Origin of the sequence: Vibrio bathopelagicus (assembly GCF_014879975.1) — a bacterium.
Taxonomy (GTDB): Bacteria; Pseudomonadota; Gammaproteobacteria; order Enterobacterales; family Vibrionaceae; genus Vibrio; species Vibrio bathopelagicus.
Map to the genome: position 1 here is coordinate 163721 of NZ_CP062501.1, position 20685 is coordinate 184405.

General features: G+C 44.8%; 15 protein-coding genes. 7 read left to right on the top strand and 8 right to left on the bottom strand.

Going from position 1 to position 20685, the window contains the following annotated elements:
* Positions 1 to 51: 51 nt before the first annotated feature.
* From IHV80_RS17205 to IHV80_RS17215, 3 genes are all read right to left on the bottom strand, one after another.
* A complete protein-coding gene (locus IHV80_RS17205; RefSeq protein WP_192891588.1) occupies positions 52 to 1443 on the bottom strand; it encodes an HlyD family type I secretion periplasmic adaptor subunit in 1392 nt (463 codons plus the stop codon).
* Between the two features lie 112 nt (positions 1444 to 1555).
* Positions 1556 to 2851 (bottom strand): sigma-54-dependent transcriptional regulator, encoded by a 1296-nt coding sequence (locus IHV80_RS17210; protein ID WP_192892160.1) that lies wholly within the window; start codon positions 2849 to 2851, stop codon positions 1556 to 1558.
* Between the two features lie 65 nt (positions 2852 to 2916).
* Positions 2917 to 4818, bottom strand: a complete 1902-nt coding sequence (locus tag IHV80_RS17215; RefSeq protein ID WP_192891589.1) for a sensor histidine kinase — start codon at positions 4816 to 4818, stop codon at positions 2917 to 2919.
* 166 nt (positions 4819 to 4984) lie between these two features.
* Between IHV80_RS17215 and pdxH the strand changes: the two genes are divergently transcribed.
* Entirely contained in the window at positions 4985 to 5620 is a 636-nt protein-coding gene (gene pdxH / locus IHV80_RS17220; protein WP_004732548.1) for a pyridoxamine 5'-phosphate oxidase, read from the top strand.
* Between the two features lie 152 nt (positions 5621 to 5772).
* Here pdxH and IHV80_RS17225 read toward each other — a convergent pair whose 3' ends face one another.
* The 3 genes from IHV80_RS17225 to IHV80_RS17235 all read right to left on the bottom strand — a co-directional run bounded on the left by IHV80_RS17225 (position 5773) and on the right by IHV80_RS17235 (position 10081).
* The gene (locus tag IHV80_RS17225; RefSeq protein ID WP_404818364.1) at positions 5773 to 6555 is read right to left on the bottom strand and encodes a helix-turn-helix transcriptional regulator; all 783 of its coding nucleotides are present in this window, start codon (positions 6553 to 6555) and stop codon (positions 5773 to 5775) included.
* 376 nt (positions 6556 to 6931) lie between these two features.
* Entirely contained in the window at positions 6932 to 8761 is a 1830-nt protein-coding gene (locus tag IHV80_RS17230; RefSeq protein ID WP_192891591.1) for a formylglycine-generating enzyme family protein, read from the bottom strand.
* A 216-nt stretch (positions 8762 to 8977) separates the two neighbouring features.
* Complete coding sequence (locus IHV80_RS17235; protein WP_102434498.1) at positions 8978 to 10081, bottom strand: PEGA domain-containing protein; 1104 nt, start codon at positions 10079 to 10081, stop codon at positions 8978 to 8980.
* Between the two features lie 493 nt (positions 10082 to 10574).
* Here IHV80_RS17235 and IHV80_RS17240 point away from each other — a divergent pair, with 493 nt between their 5' ends.
* The 4 genes from IHV80_RS17240 to putP all read left to right on the top strand — a co-directional run bounded on the left by IHV80_RS17240 (position 10575) and on the right by putP (position 17094).
* Complete coding sequence (locus IHV80_RS17240; RefSeq protein ID WP_192891592.1) at positions 10575 to 11399, top strand: helix-turn-helix domain-containing protein; 825 nt, start codon at positions 10575 to 10577, stop codon at positions 11397 to 11399.
* A 181-nt stretch (positions 11400 to 11580) separates the two neighbouring features.
* Positions 11581 to 14718, top strand: a complete 3138-nt coding sequence (gene putA, locus IHV80_RS17245) for a bifunctional proline dehydrogenase/L-glutamate gamma-semialdehyde dehydrogenase PutA (protein WP_192891593.1) — start codon at positions 11581 to 11583, stop codon at positions 14716 to 14718.
* Positions 14719 to 14729: 11 nt separating this feature from the next.
* Positions 14730 to 15434, top strand: coding sequence for a 1-pyrroline-5-carboxylate dehydrogenase (locus IHV80_RS17250; protein WP_192891594.1), 705 nt, complete (start codon positions 14730 to 14732; stop codon positions 15432 to 15434).
* Between the two features lie 169 nt (positions 15435 to 15603).
* Positions 15604 to 17094: a sodium/proline symporter PutP gene (putP, locus tag IHV80_RS17255; protein WP_192892161.1), complete on the top strand. Its 1491-nt coding sequence runs from the start codon at positions 15604 to 15606 to the stop codon at positions 17092 to 17094.
* Between the two features lie 119 nt (positions 17095 to 17213).
* On the opposite strand, the gene IHV80_RS17260 is transcribed toward putP, so the two are convergent.
* The gene (locus IHV80_RS17260; RefSeq protein WP_192891595.1) at positions 17214 to 17735 is read right to left on the bottom strand and encodes a MerR family transcriptional regulator; all 522 of its coding nucleotides are present in this window, start codon (positions 17733 to 17735) and stop codon (positions 17214 to 17216) included.
* Between the two features lie 225 nt (positions 17736 to 17960).
* On the opposite strand from IHV80_RS17260, the gene IHV80_RS17265 reads away from it, so the two are divergent.
* Positions 17961 to 18854: a helix-turn-helix domain-containing protein gene (locus IHV80_RS17265; RefSeq protein ID WP_192891596.1), complete on the top strand. Its 894-nt coding sequence runs from the start codon at positions 17961 to 17963 to the stop codon at positions 18852 to 18854.
* A gap of 114 nt (positions 18855 to 18968) precedes the next feature.
* On the top strand, positions 18969 to 19823 hold the full coding sequence (locus IHV80_RS17270) for a nuclear transport factor 2 family protein (protein ID WP_192891597.1): 855 nt from the start codon (positions 18969 to 18971) through the stop codon (positions 19821 to 19823).
* 614 nt (positions 19824 to 20437) lie between these two features.
* Here IHV80_RS17270 and IHV80_RS17275 read toward each other — a convergent pair.
* Complete coding sequence (locus tag IHV80_RS17275; RefSeq protein ID WP_192891598.1) at positions 20438 to 20608, bottom strand: hypothetical protein; 171 nt, start codon at positions 20606 to 20608, stop codon at positions 20438 to 20440.
* Positions 20609 to 20685: the final 77 nt, after the last annotated feature.

A 20685-nucleotide genomic window follows, 5' to 3' on the forward strand; every position in this document is an offset into this window, starting at 1 on the left:
CTCTTGGGGTTGGATTGCGCATTGAATCGCAGTGTTAAGCATCAAGCGTCCTTACTCTTTCAGCGCATTGTTCTGAGCGCTAAGTATTGGTTTCAACATGTACTCAAGAACGGTTCTCTTACCTGTGATGATATCCACTGAAGCCGTCATACCTGGAATGATCGGCAACTCTTCGTTTTGTCCAAAATTGTGCTTTTCGGTGCGAACACGCACGATGTAGAAGCTGTTGCCTTCTTCATCTTGAGTGGTATCGGCACTGATGTGCTCTAACACGCCTTCTAGACCGCCGTATTTAGTGAAGTCATAGGCACTAAATTTAACGATGGCAGTCAATTCTGGACGTAGGAAAGCGATATCTTGCGGGGCGATTTTCGCTTCAACCAATAGAGAGTCTTCTGTCGGTACAATCTCAACGATGTCCATACCCGGTTGGATAACACCACCGACGGTATTTATACCAAGTGTTTTAACGGTGCCGGTTACTGGAGAAACCACCACAGTACGGTTTACTCGGTCTTCAAGGCCGACTGCGGATTCTGTTAATGCAGAAAGTTTGTCTTGTGCTTGGTTGAGCTTTTCTTGTTGCTCTGAGCGGAAGTTCAACGCGGCATCAATACGGCTGAGCATGGATTCTTTAATGGCAGAACGTAGAAGAGGAACTTTGAGCTCACTTGAGGTCATTTCTCGGCGAGTGTCGTTAACTTGTCTTTGCAGCTTAAGTAATTCAATTCTTGGTACCACGCCTTCGTCCGCAAGCGGTTTGGTAATGTCCAGTTCTTGGCGTGCAAATTGGTAGCTCTGTTTTAGGTTACGAACACGCGCTTTAATCTCAATTAGGTCTTGTTGTTTCTGTTCAACCTGTTGATCAAAAACAGAAAGTTGGTTTTTAAGGTTATTCAGATCTTGACGATATTCTGCTTTCTGGCGATTCACCAATTTTGGTTGAAGCTCGTAGAATTTTGGAGGGAAGGCCAGTTTACCGTAGTCGAGTAAGACACTTTTTTTCCACTCTGCTACAGAGAACTCTTCGTCGATAACAACACTGGTTAATGAGGCTGAAAGCATCAATACGTTGGCGGTTAAGTTGGCAACTTGCTGTTCGCGTTCTCGGAAGTCGGAACGAAAACGAGTGTCATCGATCAACAGTAGTTGCTGACCTTTTTGAACTCGTTGGCCTTCTCTAACCAATATCTCTTTGACTAAGCCACCCTCAAGGTTTTGAACCACTTGGATTTGAGAGGAAGGGATGACCTTGCCTTGGCCTACGGTGACTTTGTCTATTTCAGCCCAATTCGCCCATGCAATAGCAGCAACAAAAAACAGAATGATTACCCACAACATTATACGCGCGCTGGTTGGCGTATTGAGTAGCAGTGCCGCTGTTTTATCATCGACGTACTCAAGTTCGGTATCGTTCAATTTGCTGAAATTTTTCTGACTCATAACAGTCCTTGTGTGCTGAATAAAGGTGCAAGCCTATTGAGTGTATTCTTAGTTCTAAGAAATGTTAAGAATTTGTTCGTTTAAATCTTTGAATTTATATAATTTTTAAGAGTTATCGGTTTTTGAAATCTGTCTTATCGAGTTGGTGTTTCCTCAGCTTGTCATACAACGTCTTTCGAGAGACTTGGAGCTCTTGTTGCACCTCTTTCAATCGCCCTTGATGGCGATGTAACGCCTCGATTAAGATTATTTGTTCAAAGCTATCAGTACGTTGGCTTAATGATTGTTGCTGCTCTTCAAGGCTCATATCACGCTGGTTTTTGTCGTTTTGCTCATTATCGTCACTGTCGAGAGATGGTTGCTTTACTTGAGTCAGCACTCTGAGCTCAGCATGTTGGCGCAGCTGTCGAATGTTTTCGCTCCAATGGGTTGCGATCAACCGCTGAATCTCTTTTTCTGTGATAACGGGCGGCGGTAACTGATATCGACTGGCTGCACCACGAGCAAAATGCTTGAACAAAGAGCCAATATCTTCCGTTCTTTGCGCCAAGGGTAGTAAATTAAATCGGCGCAGTTCACCTGTAATTGTAGTAGGAACTACTGTAGTTGCGATAATGATACAAGTTGCATTGGTCTTGCATGAGTTTTCACGAAGTAAAGTGGGTTTTAGAGCCGCTAACCATAACCATTGTTCTGACGTTAATGCTTCTGTTTCATGGATATAAAGTGTTCCGCCCTGATGTTTTAGGAATAATTGCAGAACAAACTGATCAAACGTAGCTTGGTCATTGCGTGGCAAATTGAATGCTGCGACAGGACAAAGCTCAGCAGTTTGATGGCTGTGTAAATCGTGCGTGTACTGGGCTGTGATTCTTTTTCCTGTTCCTAAATCCCCAACAAACAACAATAGCGGGTTGGCTTTGGTATCTAAGGTGATTAATTCCCGACGTAGGGTTTGCATCGAAGGAGATTGCCCGATCAGTTTTGGCCCCACTTGATTTTGCATCGCCAGTTCTTTTCTCAGCAGGTTGTTCTCTTCAACTAGGGCCAGTTTGTCAGCTGCTTTTTTTACTGCTGTGAGTAAAGCATCGACAACAAATGGCTTCTCTAAGAAGTCGTAAGCGCCAGATTTCATCGCTGATACGGCGGTCTGCACATCACCATGTCCGGTGAGCACAATCACTTGAAAATGGGGATTATGGCTGAGCAACTGTTGCGTAAGTTGAATACCATCCATCACTGGCATGTGAATATCGGTGATCACAATTCCGGCTTGAGCAACGTTGATCTTCTTCAGTGCCTCAATGGCATTGGGAAAGCAGACAATATCGATGCCTTCAATAAGCATGGCTTGTTCTACTGAGTCTCGAATTGCTGGCTCATCGTCAACAAAATAGAGTTTGGGCATAGATTGCAAAAGCGGTGTCCTTAGCATTTACAGTTAAATAAAATTTTCATAACAGGGGATTAGCCCTAATTCTGATAAAGCGGAATATCGAGCGTGAACATCATTCCCGATGGTTGGTGCTGACTCGCAGTAATGGTGCCGTTATACGCTTCGATAATGCGTTTTGATATCGACAGCCCTAATCCTAAGCCTTCGGGTTTGGTGGTGAAAAATGGGTCGAACAGTTGATTCAGCTTGTCGTCAGCCATTCCTATCCCGTTATCCCAAACCGTAATTTTGCAGGTATCGTTTTGCAATTGCCATTCGATTCCAATCTGCGGGCTCGCTTGGTGATCTAAAGATTGCTGCTCTATCGTTTGCTGTTGCAGATCTTGTTGCTGAAGTGCCTGCTGTTGAAGCGCTTGAGTGGCGTTGTGAATCAGATTCACTAACACTTGTTCGAGCTCGGTTGGGTGAATCGCGATATTGAGATCATCCGGTATGGTACTTAATCGGAGCGTGATGCCTTGCTTGATCATGACTGCGCTCAGAATACTGGTCGAGTTATTGACTGCTTGGTGCAGGTTGGCGACGTGATGTTCTTGTTTGGTGACCTTGCGAGTAAAGACTCTGAGCCGCGAGATGATGTCGGTAATGGTGCTGTTGAGACCAATCATTTTCTCAAGGTTGCTTTTAACCAGGTCTGAACGTTCCATCTCAAGCAGTTTAAGGCTGTTTTCACTGTAGGTTCTCAGCGCCGCAAGCGGTTGATTGATTTCGTGGTTGATGCTGGCTGATAACTCCCCAAGCACGGCTAGCTTGGCAGTTTGCGTCAGCTCTTGCTCTGTCTGCTTAAGCTTCAGCTGAGATTCTTGATATTGGTAGATCGTCTGTTGAAGTTGGTCGTTAGACTGCTTTAAATAGTGAGTTCGCTTATCAACGGTTTGCTCTAAGTTTTGGTTCAATTGTGTTAAGGCGACCTTCGCGAGATAAGTTTGACGCCAAGACCAAGCAATGAGCACGACTAAGCTGTAGATAACCAGAAAGGTGGCGTCTATCTGCAAGACTTTACGTAACTCGGCCTTGGTTTCTTTTAAGGCAACCACTTGGTATTGATTATTGCTGGTTGAGGCAGGGTAAAGCTTAAAGCTGCCTAACCTGTTGAGCTGATTCGTTGCCAGTTGTGTTTGATTGTTTGTCGACGGGTTGCTGCGGTTACTGTTAGTCACTGATGAAGCTTGAAAGGCGTCAATGATCGATATTTGGCTTTGACCGTATTGGCGGTTGCGCGCAATTTCTTGTTGTTGTGCTTGAGTTAAAGGCAGCAGTGACTGGTAAAGCCAGCCGTGTTGGCTAGAAAGAAAGACCACTTGGTTTGAATCGAGTACCACGATCTCAAAGTCATCGCTGGTGAGGATATTTTCAAGGTTTTCTAAACTGACTTTAACGGTAATGACCCCAACTATGTTGTCGGAGAGATACAGCGGTGACGATAAAAAGTACCCCCTGACATTTGAACGCGCACCAAGGGCGACATAATGGGTTTTATCGCCTTTAATAGCAGACGCAAAGTAGGGACGAAATGAGAAATTTTCACCTACAAAGGTACGCGGTTTTTGGTAGTTACTCGAGGCGACGACTGTGCCACTTTGATCATGAATGTAGATGGTGTCAGCTTGGCTCTGATTCGACCAATCAAACAGCAACCTATTGAGTTCCATAGTCGTGATTTTGTTTGATAGAGCTTTATCATTAAAATATGAGAGCAAGCGTGGATCGTGGCTGAGTAAGTCAGGAATTTGTTTGAATTTTTCGAGTTCAGAATCGATTTGTAGATTGGCTTTGTTGGCTGCTTCATTAAGCTGCTGCGCGACGATTTTTTCTTGATACTGCACGGCCACAAAGTGGGTTGCACTCAGCCCTGCTATGCCTAACAACAATGAGAATAAAACAAAGGGTGTTAGAAGGTTAGGCCGTTTTTTAGTCACTGGTATCTCAGCTTATGATCCGTTTATATATAGACTATCAATATGATGGTTTGAGTACCGAGATCTTGTTAACACCGAACGCTTTCTGTAAGACAAAACCACGGCTTAGACTTGTGTTTCAAAGGATTACAGCGCAGAATCACAAAAAATTAAAAGGAGCAACGAAATGGAACTGACAGATATTCGTCGTGAATACGCTAAGGGTGGACTGAGACGTAAAGACTTAGCCGCAGACCCTATTGAGCAATTCAATCTATGGTTAGAACAAGCCATCGAAGCTAAGATGACTGACCCTACTGCCATGACCGTTGCCACGGTTGATGAAAATGGTCAGCCATTCCAACGAATTGTTTTGTTGAAGAATGTTGATAAAGACGGTTTCGTTTTTTACACCAACTTGGGTAGCCGTAAAGCGCACCAACTTGAGCACAACAGTAAGATCAGCCTGCATTTCCCTTGGCACCCACTTGAGCGACAAGTTCATATTACTGGCACCGCTGAAAAGCTGACAGCAATGGAAAACATGAAGTACTTCTCATCTCGCCCGAAAGAGAGTCAGTTGGCTGCCATCGCGAGTAAGCAAAGTAGCCGTATTTCTGCGCGTGGGATCTTGGAAGGTAAGTATTTAGAGCTTAAACAGAAGTTCGCGAAGGGAGAGATCCCTGTGCCTTCTTTCTGGGGTGGCTTCCGAGTACGTGTTGATAGCATTGAGTTCTGGCAAGGTGGTGAACACCGTCTGCATGACCGCTTTTTGTTTTCACGCCAGGACAATAGCTGGGATATCGATCGCCTAGCGCCTTAGTCTTCTTAACATTAATCGGCTAACAGATATAAAAATACCGTTGATTTGGAGCTTAGACTCATTAAATCAACGGTATTTTTTTGTCTGTATTTTGGTCTTGCCAATAACGAATCGGCCATTTAGTTAATGAACCATGAACCATCTACTAATGGCTAATCACTGTGTAGAACAACTGAGATCTGTTTTTTGAGCAGAGTCTCTGGAATCACCGAACCTAGCCCTGAATCCAATGCAAATTCAATCAATTGGCTTTTACTGCGAGCATCGAACTTCTGCTTCAATCTCGCGACATGGCCTTCGACGGTCTTGATTGAGATATTTAACGTCAGTGCGATGTATTGGGGTTTCTTACCGAACAGCAATAAGAACAACACTTCTGATTCTCGTGCAGTCAGCTTCTTTTGCAGCTTAGACACTCGCGGTTTTGAGCCTGCTATCGATGCCTGATTTCCTTTCTCACACGTCGCCTGACACACCCAATGGCCAACCTCTAAAATGGCGGTATCAGTGAGCTCTTGACCATAGAAGATAGTGCCTTGGACATTGTCATTGTCATCAAGCCAAGGGGTCTTGGTAAAGATATGTGCGTGCCAACGCCCGTCTGGATAAGGATGAATATCGAGGATCTTGAGCGTGCAGCGCGTGTCCATCACATGTTTATCTTGAGCTCTAAAATCCTGCGCACATTCGGTTGTTTGGCTCGGCATATCGAAATCGGTTAAGCCAGTACAACTTTCTCCCGGCATCAACCCAATCAATTGGTTGTAAGCGAGATTCGCGTATACGAAAACGGACTCAGTATCTTTACAGCCCCAGCAGCCTGGAAGTTGTTCAAATAAAGAGCGATGTATGGAGTTGAGAGGTTCTGGCAAAGTTTTATCTCGTAAGCTGCGACACAATGATGATATCAGTTTCTTATTGAGCTGCAATGCCAATTCGGGGCTGAATGACGAGCACGTCGAAGAGGCTGAACAGCCATTAAACGGATCGTTGATTAAGTGTCTGCCTTGAGGGGGATAGCTGAACGGAAAGGGGGATAAATAGGCAAAAAAAAGCCAGCCTGAAGAAGGGCTGGCTAAAGACAAGATATGCCTTGTCGACATGTAGAAGATTTTCAGATCAATTCGCGAGGGTCGTGCAAATTAACCTGAGGCATCAGTTAGATACCCAGAGTGACTTACTACTCTATCGATGAATCTACTCCTAGGAGTGCTTATGCATAAGGGGGGAATTCCCCTATAAACGCCGCTCAATGTGAGAATTGAGAACCTAGAGTAAATATTTCAAAATCTTGAGCAAGTAATCGAGCGCTTATAGCTCTCGTACTACTCGGAATCCTAGGTAATTGGCTGCGGTTGAAGGCGCGACATACAGTTCATTAAAGACCTTAGCTTCTTCAGGTGAGAAGCTCCACGCTCCGCCTTTTGCTAAACCTTTCTGAGAGACTGTCCATTCCCATACGTTGCCAACCATATCGTAGAAGCCCGTTGGCGTTGGTAAGAACGACTTAACTGGTGAAGTGCTGACGTTTGACCAAGGTGTGCCAGCCCAGCCTGTATTCGCTTTGCCAGACTTGAATTCGTTGCCCCACCAGAAGTTAGTATCTTGGCCTGCTCTTGCCGCCGCTTCCCACTCTTGTGGTGTTGGTAGACGATAAGTGAAGCCGGTGTTTTTAGACAACCAACGCGTATAAGCTTTGGCATCATTCTGGCTAACACAAACAACGGGAGAGTCGTCTTGTTGTTTAAAGCCTGGGTTTTGCCAATGCTTGTCCGATACTGAGGTTATTTCTGCATTTGTAAAGGTGTCGCAGGTATTCATTAACTCTGCGTCTGTCTCGTAGCCTGTGCTTTCTGCAAACGCTTTAAAATCTCGTACTCGTATTGGTGTCGCTGCAAGAGCGAAAGGCTTCTTAATGGTGACTTGTTGTGCGTTGTTTTCACCTAACAAGTAACGACCTGAACCTACCACAATCATTTCTGGGCTTTGAGCGTTGGCTTTTATTGGATCAGCGAACTTGGTGCCAACATTCAATGAGTTTTGTTTCGCTCGCAACACCGCTCTGAGGTTGTGGTCGCGAGCGATTTTCAATTCTTGATGGAAAGAAAGGTAGCCTTCTTTCTCGATGGTGATCATGTGCTGACCAGTAGGTAACATTACCTCAACGGGTGTGCTGCCATATTTCACGCCGTTGATAGAAACCTTGTCGTTGTATTGGTTTGAACGAACCACCAAGTTAACCCAAGCGACTTCTTTTTGCTGGTCGTTGGCTTGTTGCTCGCTTTGTGTGAAACAGTTTGATGACTGAATACCCAACAGGCGACAAGGTGTATTTTTGTCTGGGCGAGTTTCTAGGTTCGCTGCAATTACTGCTCGGTAACGGTTATCTTCAGAGAAGCCAGAGGATTTCACTTTGTGTTGCAGGACGTGAATATTCAACGAAGCTGACGCTAGGTGCTCTTTCACGGCTTTTGATTCAGTCGCGTTGTCTACGAGGCTATGTTGGAATTGTTTTACGGCTTTTTGAAGTGCCAAGGTCACGGTTTGGTCTGAACACTGCGCTAGTGTCATGTCGCTGCTACAACGATTGGTAAAGCTGACCGTCTGTTCTTCCGTCTGAGTGAGCTCGTTTCTTAGTCGCTCGGCTCTTGCTCTTAGCTTGTCTTGATTGAGGTGTGCGATTGAAGCTTCTGCTGCCGCTTTCTCTGCTTGAATAGCCTCGAGTTCCATCACCAAGCCTTGCTGTTTCTGTTCAGAGTCAGACATCGCAAGCTTGTTCTCTTTTACGGTTTTCCAAGCCCCTTGGAAAGCGTTTTGAGCAAGTGAAATATCAAAGTCAGGTTCATCAATCATACGAGCATAATCTTGCTCTAGGTTCACTTTCGCTTTTGCTAGGTCTTGTTCTGCTTTAGCGGTCAGCTTTGCTACACGCGCAGATTGCTGTGCATGGTTATCGACTTGATTTTGTTTGTCTGCGAGCTTTTTCTCGATAGCCGTTAAGTCGGCATGCTTTTCGAAAAGCGCGCTTTCAATGTCGGTGACAGATGACGTGATCGCTGGTGGTGTTGCTTCAGCGAAAACAGCGGGTGTCATTAAGCAGGGAGCAAGTGCAAATAGTAGAGCTGGAAAACCTTGGCGCATGATGGGCTACTTCAATCGTAATTTAGGTTAGTCAAATATTCTAAACGAAAACGCCATTTCGTCTGAAGCTATTGTTTATAACGACCATCAGTTTATAACGATCATACAGTTTATAACTATCAACAAAATGGCGAGTATTCATTCAGCTTTGTGAAACAGGCACGGCTATTTCAATCTCAACGGGCTTAGCTGTTTATAGCAGATTTAATACCCGACTTAGCTTTGCTTACTAGGAAGAAGCTTAACCCAGATGGTATCGCTGCCATTGATGGTTACAGAGCGGTTGTAAGATTCGTAACCCTGTTTTGAAATGGTTACTTGGTGACGTCCGCTTGGTAGTGCAACCTCAATTGGTGTGCTGCCATACTTGATGCCGTTAATGGTGACTGAATCATTGTACTGATCAGAACGTACCGTCACGTTAGCCCACTGCTTGTCATTTTTCTTAACGACAGCGGCTTGGCTGCCTGTTAGACAGTAGCGCGTAGACACATTCAATAGGTTACAAGCGGCAATGGCTTCTGGTTTCGCTTGAAGCTGAGCTTGTATCTGCATGAAGTACGCGTTGTTGCCAGAGAAACCACTCTTAATTGCTTGGCTGTCTTGAACATGAATGTTCAGTTGAACACCCTGCAAGTTTTGCTTCGCTAGTGTGCTTTCTGTGAGCTGCTCAAGTAATTGGCTCTTGAACGTTTGAACGGCTTTTTGGTTCGTTAGGTGTTTGCCTTGAGATGTACATTCACCGAGTGTCATTGTTGATGCACAAGTAGTGGTGTAGCTGGTTTCAAGAACCGCACTTTCACGAAGCTCTGTTGCGATACGCTTAACGCGCGCTTCAACTTTTGACTCTCTCAAGTTAGCCAGCTCATTATTAAGACGCGCTTGCTTTTGCTTGATTTGAGAAAGGTGAATTTCACCCTCGTTCATCGCTTGTTGATTATCTAGTTGAGACGATTGATTCTCTTTAACGGCCGCCCAAGCATCTTGGTAGCTTTTCTGGAAAGAGACCAAATCAGTTTCTGGATCTTCAAGTAAGCGACTGTACTGTTTGTCTAGTACAGACTTAGCTCTGTTACGTTTTGCCTTAAGTTCTTCACCTTCGCGCAACAACTTACTATTTTTGTTTTGTAGTTGTTTTAGGTTTTCAGTCGCCGATACTTTGGTTGCTGAAATACGCTCAATATCTGAGTTTTTCTCTGTTAGCTTTGCATCGATAGCTGAAACAGGATCGACTTGATTCAGTTCTTCAGCGGATACCGATGCAGATACCCAAAGTGGGGATAGCGCGAGTAAAAGCGCTGAAATTCGAAAGTTAGTCATAGGTCCCTGCAACTTGTAGATTGAAAATTGGCTCGTTAATAAAGTGTCTACTTCCTAGTTGTGAGTCACTAGTTATTAGCAATTAACACAGTACCCGTCTTTATACCGTTTTATTGCTATCCAATCTACTCAAAAGCCAAGTTTCGGTACTTCGGATACACTTTTTGCAGGTTTATCGCCAATTATTTGAGCTATATAAGAAAATTTATTCATTATGTTGGGGCGATAAAGTATTTATTGGTGACATGGTTTTTCGTGCTGGTGTGCTTGCTTGTATGAGTGCTTGTAAGCCCCTAAATTCGTCGGAACGATTGGTTTTACAATGGCCGTAGTTTGTACACTCTTGATCATCTTTCCGGAGGCATGATCAAGAGGATCGCAACGATGATCATGTCTCTGGGGTGGGAAATAGCTCACATGATCATTTACAAATTCATCTTATGCAGATTTCAGAGTATTATTCTTAGTATGTCGACCTGAGTATTTTGCTGTTATGCCAAAACCTTTACTTTTTCCAAATCTAGACCTGTCCCCGCTAGGCCTTACTGGCCCTCGCCCCGCAGAGATCATTACGCTGCCATCGCATATGGATTGTCATGAACACCACTATTCTCAGGTGGTGATAGGTTTAAAAGGTCAGGCGGAATTTGAAGTAAGTGGTAAAGGCAATCTGGTTGGGCCCGGACAGGGTTGTGTGGTTACTGCTAGCTCTGATCATGCTTTCGGTGGTGTAGTCGGTCAGTCGGATATCTTGGTGCTTAATCTGCCAATGCCAAGTGACGATGACCCTTTGATGTTAGAGAAGATAAACCAACTGGCATCATCCAACATCTACTTCCAATTAGATGCGCAAATTCAAAAGCTTATTCATATGTTGGTGCAAGAGATGCAGGCGAGCCCTGATGATCTGTTATTGAGTCGCGCGTGTAATGATACGGTGGTTGCGCTGCTGCAGAGACATATCTCGGCATTTGAAACCTCGATTAAAGACTCTCGTTTTGATCTAGAAGCGTTGGATCGTTATATCGAGCTCCATTTAGCAAACAAGATATCAGTTGCACAATTGGCGGGCAGTGTGTTCTTGGGTGAAAGCCAGTTCCACATGCTTTTCAAAGATCAAATGGGCATTACCCCTCACCAGTATGTTTTAGGAAAGCGTATCGACCGCTCTCGACGCCTTATTGAACAAGGGAATCTTAGCCTTGGTCAGGTCGCTGAACTGGCTGGTTTCTCCGGTCAATCGTCCTTTACTCACACCTTTTCTCGCCTTCAAGGCATGTCACCATCTCAATACAAAAAGCAAATTTCTGTTAAATAAAAAAACAAAACGGCATATTATATTAAAGTTTCATATGTGACCTTGTGTTTGTTTTGTTAATAAAGCGAGTTTTTAGCAAAAAACTCGGAGTTTTTGACAAGTAATCCTTATATACTCTAAATACACTGCAGCCATTGTAGAGATCCCGAACTCTTTTCGGGTGTGAGATTAAGGAAAACGCATGTTTACAGCTACTGATGTGTTAAAGCCAGAATTCAACGAGCAGTCGCTTGATGATCTTTGGACGCTTATCTCACCATTATATATGGTGGATGAAACCCAATGGCTAGAGCAACTTCTGCCGCTAGCTACCCCTTCTGAGTCTGAAAAGCAGCAAATTACAGACAAAACGACGTCGTTGATTGAGTCTATCCGTGCGGATAAAACATCTATTCAAATGATCGACGCTTTGTTGCTTGAATACAGTTTAGATACTCAAGAAGGCATCTTGCTAATGTGTCTGGCGGAAGCCTTGATGCGTATTCCTGATTCGGCAACGGCTGATGCACTGATTCGCGACAAACTTAGCGTTGCGGATTGGAAATCTCACCTGAAGAATTCTGACTCGGTTTTTGTTAACGCATCAACTTGGGGCCTAATGCTAACAGGCAAGGTGGTTGGACTTTCATCTAACGAGCAGAGTGCAGGTCAAGCAGTTAACCGCTTAGTGAACAAGCTTTCTGAGCCAGTGATTCGTAAAGCGATGCATCAAGCAATGAAGGTGATGGGTCACCAATTTGTTCTTGGCCGCAGCATTGCTGAAGCGCAAAAGAACGGTAAGTCTATGCGTGACAAAGGTTTTACCTACTCATATGACATGCTAGGTGAAGCGGCACTGACCACTGCAGACGCAAACAAATACTTCAAAGATTACCTAATGGCGATTGAAGCCGTAGGTCGAGACACGTATGTTTCTTCAACATCGAGCCCTGCACCGTCTGTTTCTATTAAGCTTTCTGCGCTTCACCCACGTTACGAAGTAGCGAATGAAGAACGCGTATTGACGGAACTGTGCGACACGCTAGAGCAGCTATTGCGCCGAGCAGTAGAGCTTGATGTTGCAATTACGATTGATGCTGAAGAAGCGGATCGCCTAGAGCTTTCTCTTAAATTATTCGAAAAACTGTACCGTACCGATCTTGTAAAAGGTTGGGGTAAATTTGGTCTGGTTATTCAAGCTTACTCAAAGCGTGCACTACCAGTTCTAGTATGGCTAAACCGCTTAGCGAAAGAGCAGGGTGATTTGATCCCGCTTCGTTTGGTGAAAGGCGCTTACTGGGATAGCGAAATTAAATGGTCGCAACAAGCTGGCTTTACTGATTACCCAGTTTACACACGCAAAGAAGCGACAGACGTAGCTTACCTTGCATGTGCGCGTTACCTGTTGAGCCCAAGTGTTCGTGGCAATATCTTCCCGCAGTTTGCGAGTCACAATGCCCATACGGTTTCTGCTATTGCAGTGATGACTGAGCACAAAGACTTTGAATTCCAACGCTTACACGGCATGGGTGATTCTCTTTACAACCATGCGATGGAAGCGTACCAACAGTCAGTACGTATCTACGCACCGGTTGGCAGCCATAAAGACCTTCTGCCATACCTAGTACGTCGCTTGCTAGAAAATGGCGCAAACAGTTCGTTTGTACACCGTCTAGTGGATGCACGTTGCCCTGTGGCAGAACTGACTCAACACCCAGTCGATATGCTTCTGGCATTCGATACATTACATAACACCAAGATTCCATTACCACCGGCTGTATTCCCTGAGCGTAAAAACTCTTACGGTGTGAACATTGATATCGAGAGTGAAGCGCATCAGTTTGAAGCACAGGTAAAAACATTCCTTAACAATCAATGGACTGCTGGCCCTGTGATCAACGGTGAATCTCTTGCCGAAAGCATGATCAAGGCTGATCAGAACGTTGAGCAAGTAACCGCACCTTACGATCGTCGTATTAATGTGGGTCAGGTGGCTTTCGCTAACCTTGATCATGTTTCCGCAGCGATCACTGGCGCAGACGCGGCATATGCTGATTGGAACGCGACTTCAGTGGAAACCAAAGCGGCTGCACTTGATAAGCTGGCTGACCTGATGGAAGACAACCTGGCTGAGCTGGTGGCGATTTGTCATCAAGAAGCGGGTAAGACAATTCACGATAGTGTTGATGAAGTACGTGAAGCGGTCGACTTCTGTCGTTACTACGCAAAACAAGCTGACAACCTACAAGGTTTCGAACTAAAAGGTTTTGATGGCCAAACACGAATCGCTTCTCGACAAGGTCGTGGTGTGTTCGTTTGTATCAGCCCTTGGAACTTCCCTTTAGCCATCTTCCTTGGCCAAATTACAGCGGCATTGGTTGCAGGTAACACGGTTGTGGCGAAGCCTGCCGAGCAAACAAGCTTGATTGCAGCTCGCGCGGTTGAACTGATGAATGAAGCGGGCTTCCCTGCTGGCACTATTCAGTTATTACCAGGTCGTGGTGCTGAGATCGGCAGTGCACTAACCAGCCATGATGCGATTGCTGGCGTTGCCTTTACTGGCTCAACACCAACAGCGCAACGTATCAACGTGTCACTGGCAAGCCGTAACGCTAAGCCTGTTCCGTTTATCGCGGAAACTGGTGGTCAGAACGCAATGATCGTCGACAGTACAGCACTACCTGAACAGGTGGTTCGTGATGTGATTCGTTCTGCGTTTGCTTCTGCAGGCCAGCGTTGTTCTGCACTGCGTGTGCTTTACATCCAAGAAGACATTGCAGATCGCGTAGTTGGATTGATTCACGGTGCAATGGATGAACTGAGTGTAGGTATCCCACATCTTCATAAAACGGATGTTGGTCCGGTTATCGACCAAAATGCGAAACAGAAGTTGTTGGCTCACTTAGAAAACATGACTAATACCCAGAAGAAGGTGGCGCAACTTTCTTTAGGTTCTGATTGTGAACATGGTGACTTTGTTCCACCAAGTGCGTTTGAAATAGATGACATTAGCTGTTTGAAAGAAGAGCAGTTTGGCCCTGTGCTGCACATTGTTCGCTTCAAAGCGAGTGAGTTGGCGCAAGTGGTAGACCAAATTAACCAAACGGGCTTTGGCTTAACCATGGGTATTCACAGCCGCAACGAGACAACTTACCGTTGGATCGAAAAGCACGTGCGCGTGGGTAACTGCTACATCAACCGTGACCAAGTGGGCGCTGTTGTTGGTGTTCAACCATTTGGCGGTCAAGGTTTGTCGGGTACAGGCCCTAAAGCGGGTGGTCCTCACTACCTATATCGCTTTACTGATGTTCATTTTTCTCAATCACAAGACAAGGCATAAGGAGCAGTATCATGGTTCATCAAGTGACAGGTTTTTCTGATGCTTTGTTAGCGTGGGAACAATGGAATCTTACCGACTTTGATCATAAGAGTGCTCAGGTACTTTCATTTAAATCAGAGATCGAGAGTCAATCTAAGCCTTTGGCGGCGGTGGCGACTTATCACCTAGAGCAAGCGTCTGCACTGCTTTCTGAACAACATCTAATGGCTGGCCCTACGGGCGAAACCAATGAGCTGTATGCCGCTGGTCGTGGTGTGGCTTTAGTGATTGTTGATGATTGTGAAGAGAAAGTGCCCGCACTGCAAACCGCAATGGCAATGATTACCGCTGCACTACTGGCTGGTAACAGTGTTCAATTGTGCAGTGATGACGTGCAGTTCAACACATTAATTGCAGATGCCGCGAAACAAGCGAATCTGCCAACGAACTTGGTGCAAGTTGCCTCGTATGACGCTGCTCAACAGCTGCTGTCTTGCGATGTACGAAGCGCAGGTTACGTTGGTAATTCACAAACGGCTCAAGCTATCAATTTACAACTTGCTAAGCGTGACGGTGCAATCGTCGGTTTAGTAGCTGAAACGGATCTGACCGCAATGAATGTTGCTAATGATCCACACCTATCGCTGCGCTTCATTACCGAGCGTACGCGAACTATAAATATAACAGCCGTGGGCGGTAATGCGACCTTGCTCGAACTTGGAAGCGAAGCTCACTAACCTTCAGTAAATCTGGCTCTAAAGACTTTTGGTTTTTTCCATTTTGGGAGTTATCCATTGGTATTTGGGGCCATAATCCCTAATTCAATGTATTCGCTTACCTTTACGGTGAGTGCATTGCATCGAATTAGGCATGGAAGGCTTTCTACAAAATGAGGACTATCAAATGATAGAAAACAGTTTTGCAATAACGACGACGTTCATTGCGTATCTAATTATGATGCTAGCGATCGGTGTTATTGCTTACAAACGTACATCTAACTCAACTGACTACTTTCTAGGTGGTCGTTCGTTAGGCCCATGGCCTGCTGCACTTTCTGCTGGTGCATCAGACATGAGTGGCTGGTTGCTACTAGGTCTGCCTGGTTACGCTTACGCTGCTGGCTTTGAAGCATTCTGGCTTGCTGGTGGTCTACTTGTGGGTACTTGGGCAAACTGGTTAATCAGTGCTAAACGTCTACGTACTTACAGTATTACGACTGAATCACTGACTCTGCCTGAGTTCTTATCTCGCCGCTTTAATGACAATTCAAAGCTGATACAAACAATTTCTGCTTTCTTTATCCTTTTATTCTTCCTTTTCTACACAAGTTCAGGCTTGGTAGCAGGTGGTAAATTGTTTGAAACAGTATTCGGCCTAGATTACACAACAGCGGTAATCATCGGTACTGTATGTGTGGTTTCTTACACCTTGTTTGGTGGCTTCTTAGCGGTATCTTGGACGGATTTGGTTCAAGGTCTACTGATGTCTGCAGCACTATTGATTGTACCAATTGCTGCAATGGACGGTGGCCTAGGTCAGCTTTCTACTGACTTACACAACATCAACCCAGAGCTATTAACGCTATGGAATGATGCGAAGGGTGAGCCGCTTTCTGCTATTGCGATCATCTCTCTAGCGGCATGGGGTTTAGGTTACTTCGGTCAACCACACATCTTGGCTCGTTTTAAAGCAACTCGTTCAAACAAAGATCTTGTGACAGCACGCCGCATTGCGGTTATCTGGACTGCTCTTTCTATGATTGGTGCAATGCTAGTGGGTCTTGTTGGTCTAATTTACGTGACTAACTCTGGCGCACCTAAGCTAGACGATGGCGAGAAGATCTTCATGCTTCTTGTTAACGCGATGTTCCACCCAGTAATCGCAGGTATCCTACTTGCTGCAATCCTAGCGGCAATCATGAGTACTGCGGATTCACAACTTCTTGTTTCTTCATCTGCAATGGCAGAAGATCTGTACAAGCAAGTTCTGAAGAAAGACGCAACGTCAGAAGAGATTGTTCGTGTGGGTCGCTTTGCGGTAATCCTAATCTCTCTTATCGCGCTATTCTTAGCGATGACACCAGACAGCTCAGTACTTGGCCTTGTATCTTACGCATGGGCTGGTTTTGGTGCTGCGTTTGGTCCAGCTATCGTGTTGAGCCTTTACTGGTCTCGTATGAACCGTAACGGCGCTCTAGCGGGTATCGTGGTTGGTGGTGTTACGATTGTACTTTGGAAGCAGTTCACAGGCGGTTGGTTCGATGTGTACGAAATCGTACCAGGAATCATCCTATCGACTCTTTCTATCGTTATCGTGAGCCTAATTACGGGCGAGCCAGAAGACGAAGTGAAGAAGCAACACGCTGAATTCGAGAAGAATCTGGTAGAACTAGATTAGTTTTATTGTTATTCGTCTAGGTGAAAAACTAGGCGAATTTACATTGTAAAACTCTGATGATGTAGTAAAGAACATCAGTGAAAATAATTGCAAAAAGTAATAGAGTCACTTCGGTGGCTCTATTTTTTTGACCATTCCCTAATGCTTTCGACCTCTTTCTGGTCGATATTCAATGACTCCAAGAACTCTTGGTGGGCCGTCGGCTCCATCTTCTCAAACTGCTTGTGCCAGTTTTTCATGTCCTCTTCGCTGAACCCTGCATTCTCCATCACACGAACCCAACGTTCTTTCGTCAGTAATTTTTGCTCTAACAATTCTGGCTGTTCCAACAGCATCACAATCGCTTTTTGTTGCTGGCGAAGGTTCTGAATTTCTTTCTCTAGTGCATTGAACTGGTTTACTAAGGTTTGCTCTTGTTTTACGTCGTCTTTGCGATCAAGCAGCGCTGTGATTTCTTGGATAGATAAACCGAAAGAGCGGTAGGAAATGATGCTCTCCAAACGAGCCTGTTCCTTTTCACCATACCAGCGGTAGCCATTGTCGGAACGACAGTGAGGGAGAAGCAGTCCTGCACGTTCGTAGTAAAGAATGGTGGTGCGAGAGATGTTATAAGCCTTGGCAATTTGAGTAACAGTGAGCATCTTCGGCCTCTTTGGTCGTCTTAGATGAATAGAAACATCAAGGAGTGGCGTATTCTAATCGCGCCTAGTTAAGGTGTATAGCAAGTAATCTGGTTGAGGTTGATACCTGCCCCTCTAACTCCTGACCATGCTTGAGTCGTGTTTCTGGTACTGAGAACATTTTAGTTTTCGTTGAGATACATTACAGTGATAAATGGCGATGTAGGAAGCTAAAGGAATATCGAAGTGTCACAAGCGATCCCCAATGTTGGATTTAATCACGAAAAAACGGCACAGGCTGAGTTAGAACTGATTCCGCTGTCTAGGCTTTATTCTGATAGCAACATCGACCACGATCCTCAATTGCCACATCGTGTCCGTTTCTTCTTAATTCTGTTTATTGAGCAAGGCTCAGGCACGCATATGGTCGACTTTGAAGACTACCCGTTTAGCCAAGGAAGCGTCGTGTTCATTCAAAGGGAGCAAGTACACGCCTTTGATTTTAGTAACCAGCCTCAAGGTACTGCGGTTTTGTTTACTCAGGCTTTCCTCGACAGTGTTCACGCTAATATGCGCTTGCCTAACTATACGCCAACCCACTTGAACAAGGCGCACTCTGCGCTGTTGTCATTGGACGAATCTCATCAAGATAGAACGCAGAGCCTGTTACAGCAAATTACGATGGAACTGAATCAACCCGAATCTGATCCCTTGATCGTGATGTATCTGTTCTCGGCATTGGCGTTGATTCTTCATCGTCTGCGACCGGAAGTGAAGCAAGATGCCTTGAGCTTGCAGCAGAATATCAAGTTTGCTCGCTACTTCGAGTTGCTTCAAGACAACTACCTGCGCGTTCGTGATGCTAACTGGTATGCGAATCAAATTAACACCACCTACAAGACGCTGAATCAAGTGTGTAAGGTCGCGACTGGATTAACGGCAAAGCAGATCATCGATTCATTTACCGTGTTAGAGATGAAGCGTCAGCTGGTTGTTAGCAATATTACCTCACAAAAAATGGCATCAGATTTTGGATTTGAAGACGCGAGTAATTTCGTTAAGTACTTTAAAAATCATACCCAAATGACCCCTAGTGAGTTTCAAAAGAAATATTCAAAGCCGTCGCTCTCTGAATCGTGAGTCGACACCAATCATCTAAGGTTCGATATCTACCATTTTTCCGCCTAAATACACTCTGCCGTGAGTCGCCCTCGTTGACTAATATAGTTTCCAAGCCAACGAGAGGACTTAAAAATGAAAACAATAACTAAATCTACATTACTAGCGGCAAGCGTATTGAGTGCTTCTACTTACGCAACCGCTGCTACTGCTCAAGAGCTTTCTATTAAAGAGAAAGGCGTTGCGGTGATTTCAAGTATTGAGACGGGAGATGCGAAAGCAGTGAGCTACATCAACCCTGAAAAATACATTCAACATAATCTGGCGGTCGGCGATGGCTTAGCGGGATTTGGTGAAGTGCTACAAATGCTGCCAGAAGGCTCAGCGAAAGCACAAGTTAAGCGCTCATTTCAAGATGGTGACTTCGTCGTAACGCACACCGAATATAACTTTTTTGGCCCTAAAGTCGGCTTCGATGTGTTTCGTTTTGAAGATGGGTTGATCGTTGAACACTGGGATAACCTACAAGACATTGCTAAACCAAACGCAAGTGGACGCACTCAATTAGATGGCACGACTAAAGTCGTAGACCTTGAGAAAACGGGTCAAAACAAACAGCTAATCAGTGGTTTCGTCAAAGACATTTTGATTAGCGGCGATATGTCTAAAATTAATCAATATATCGACAACGAAGACAGTGCTTACTTACAGCACAACCCAGGCGTAGCCGACGGTTTGAGCGGGTTGGGTGAGGCATTGGGTGCGCTAGCAGAAGCAGGCATGCCAATGGTTTATACCGCCAACCATAAGATTTTAGGCCAAGGTAACTTTGTGTTATCGATCAGTGAAGGCCAGTTCATGAATAACCACGTTGCTTTTTATGATCTATTCCGTATTGATGACGGAAAAATTGTTGAGCACTGGGACACCATCGAAACCATTCCTGCACGTTCAGAGTGGAAAAACGACAACGGCAAATTTGGCTTTTAAGTTTGAGCTAAATTGAACCTAAAATAACGATTAAAGCGGTGCTTTCTTAGGTGAAGTGCCGCTTTTTTATGTGTGAATTTGATGACAGTTTCGGGCGAAGTACTGTCGTTAAGGGGTTTTACAATGTAAATCGAAACCGAGTGATGGAGGGCAATAAAGTAAAACTGAGTGAGATCGATGACGTTTGATGTCAAAAAATGGAAGAGAAAAATGGTTGTTTTTTGAACTTGGCGCTCACTTTTGTGATTAGCTCGGTGAATTGTGGAACCGAATTGGACATGATGTGTCAATTGTCAGTAACCACTAAAGACCTATAGGACAAAGGTATGCCTGATCTCTATTGCAAAGGATGTAAAAAAACAACACTACATAAGTCTATAATGAAACGTTGTGAATCAGAGCCTGGGACGACTTCTGGCCGCATGTTGCAATGGACATCTAAGCTTTTTAGTGGCAACCAGTACTACGATATGGAAACACAACATTTTTGCCGAACGTGTAATTGCCGTTGCGAAGCTGGGAGTATCGTCCCACAAGTGGGCTTAGCTTAGCCAATAGTAAGTACTTACTTATTTAGATCAAAAAAAACCTCCGCCTTGGAGGTTTTTTCATTTTTATGCGGCTTGTAACGCTAGCTCTGCTTCAATGGAGTTACCATCAATTTTCACGTCCCATCCGTAGTTGGAGTACTCATTTGCCAGTGCTTGAGCGACGTCTTTTGATACGGTTACGTGTGTCCATGAGCCAATGCTATACGGCTTGTATGCGAGTTCCTGCGTTTTCATAATAGAGTCATCCTTTCTCTTTGATAATTCTATTATTCACTTTGGTCTATATCCTTTCTTTCGTTTCTGGCTCAACT

Coding starts and splice junctions, on each gene's coding strand:
- IHV80_RS17205 (WP_192891588.1), bottom strand. CDS start 1,443: ATGAGTCAGAAAAATTTCAGCAAATTGAACGATACCGAACTTGAGTAC.
- IHV80_RS17210 (WP_192892160.1), bottom strand. CDS start 2,851: ATGCCCAAACTCTATTTTGTTGACGATGAGCCAGCAATTCGAGACTCA.
- pdxH (WP_004732548.1), top strand. CDS start 4,985: ATGGAACTGACAGATATTCGTCGTGAATACGCTAAGGGTGGACTGAGA.
- IHV80_RS17230 (WP_192891591.1), bottom strand. CDS start 8,761: ATGCGCCAAGGTTTTCCAGCTCTACTATTTGCACTTGCTCCCTGCTTA.
- IHV80_RS17235 (WP_102434498.1), bottom strand. CDS start 10,081: ATGACTAACTTTCGAATTTCAGCGCTTTTACTCGCGCTATCCCCACTT.
- IHV80_RS17240 (WP_192891592.1), top strand. CDS start 10,575: ATGCCAAAACCTTTACTTTTTCCAAATCTAGACCTGTCCCCGCTAGGC.
- putA (WP_192891593.1), top strand. CDS start 11,581: ATGTTTACAGCTACTGATGTGTTAAAGCCAGAATTCAACGAGCAGTCG.
- IHV80_RS17250 (WP_192891594.1), top strand. CDS start 14,730: ATGGTTCATCAAGTGACAGGTTTTTCTGATGCTTTGTTAGCGTGGGAA.
- IHV80_RS17260 (WP_192891595.1), bottom strand. CDS start 17,735: ATGCTCACTGTTACTCAAATTGCCAAGGCTTATAACATCTCTCGCACC.
- IHV80_RS17270 (WP_192891597.1), top strand. CDS start 18,969: ATGAAAACAATAACTAAATCTACATTACTAGCGGCAAGCGTATTGAGT.
- IHV80_RS17275 (WP_192891598.1), bottom strand. CDS start 20,608: ATGAAAACGCAGGAACTCGCATACAAGCCGTATAGCATTGGCTCATGG.